The sequence below is a fragment of the Faecalibacterium langellae genome, assembly GCF_002549775.1.
Classification (GTDB): Bacteria; Bacillota; Clostridia; order Oscillospirales; family Ruminococcaceae; genus Faecalibacterium; species Faecalibacterium langellae.
On record NZ_NMTR01000042.1, the window covers coordinates 1 to 1,315 of the forward strand.

Consider the following 1,315-nt stretch of genomic DNA (forward strand, 5'->3'; position numbering starts at 1 on the left):
AATGAAACCGCCTGATAAATCCGAAGCTATTCGAAGAATTTTCGAAGTGTAAGCTGCCGTTCCTTGCACGGATAACTCAATATGGCGACCTGTTTCACGACGTCCACCTGACACAGCTTGAATAGTTTCCTAAGTCGTATCATTAGCTGCACCCATATTTCCCATTTTTCCAGTAGGATGGGCTCTGATATCACCAGTAGCGTCAACAACAGCTAATCCCAATGCTGATGCTGATAGCCAACCGTTTGTCGAACTGGATTTTCCATTCTGAGGTGTTAATATACCTTTGATTTTTTCAGGATGGGGATGTTTCTCAAGGAGTAATTCTACCGCACGAATATAATCTTTTCCCAACATCTGCCAATCTGTTGTCCCAGCCGGTGCTCCAATTGCTGTTTGAGTGATAATCAAATCATCCTCTTCAAACTCATCAATAGTTTTTAAGACTACTGGAGATAATGCAACTGCTGCCTCTCCCATTTCAAGTCCGTGCTCATAAAAGCCACCGCCACCACTCGCATAAACGGAACCTCCAATACAAGCAGCTAACACATCGTTCTTAGTCAAATATTTTATCGTCATTTAAAACTTCACTCCTTTATAAATGAACACGTCTAATACGTTTTTGCTCAATCTCGTCTAGAGATGCTTCATAGCCAGCATCCGCATAGCGAAGAACACCTAAGCTAGTGTCATTGGTAATTGATAACTGGAGACGTTCAGAAGCTTCATGTGTCCCATCAGCTACAACAGTAATACCAGCACTCTGCATATAACCGGTGTATCCTCCTCCACCTGAATGGATAGCGACCAAATCTGCTTTAGACGATGCCGCTAACATGGCATTTAACAGTGGCCAGTCTGCAATGGCATCAGAACCATCTTTTAAATTCTCAGTCATAATATTAGGATGTGCCATAGCTCCAGCATCCAAATGATCACGTGTAAAGGCAACTGGTGCTGATAGAACACCTTCTGCTACTAAATCATTAACAGCTAAAGCTAATTGAGTTCTTTCCTCATGGCCTAACCATCCGATACGAGCAGGTAATCCTTGAAAAGGAACATACTTACGTGCTAATTTGATCCAATCTGTGATAATGGTATTATCTGAAAAGTGCTCTAAAAGATAATCATCAATAATGTGAATGTCCTTTGGATTCCCTGACAAGGCTATCCAACGAAAAGGACCTATGGCTCTTTCAAATAGAGGTCTTAAGAAAGCTTCTGTAAAAATAGGAATATCGAAGGCATTCTCAACTCCGAACCTTTTTGCCTGTGTACGAATATTATTCCCATTATCAAAAACTTTAGC

Annotated in this window: 2 protein-coding genes; both read right to left on the reverse strand. The window is 41.2% G+C overall.

Annotation, left to right across the window (positions count from 1 at the left end):
• Positions 1-129 precede the first annotated feature (129 nt).
• Positions 130-582 (reverse strand): S-methyl thiohydantoin desulfurase domain-containing protein, encoded by a 453-nt coding sequence (locus tag CGS49_RS13505; RefSeq protein WP_207653412.1) that lies wholly within the window; start codon positions 580-582, stop codon positions 130-132.
• Positions 583-598: 16 nt separating this feature from the next.
• Positions 599-1,315: urocanate hydratase family protein (locus CGS49_RS13510; protein ID WP_489752637.1), on the reverse strand; the 717-nt coding region annotated here is incomplete at its 5' end.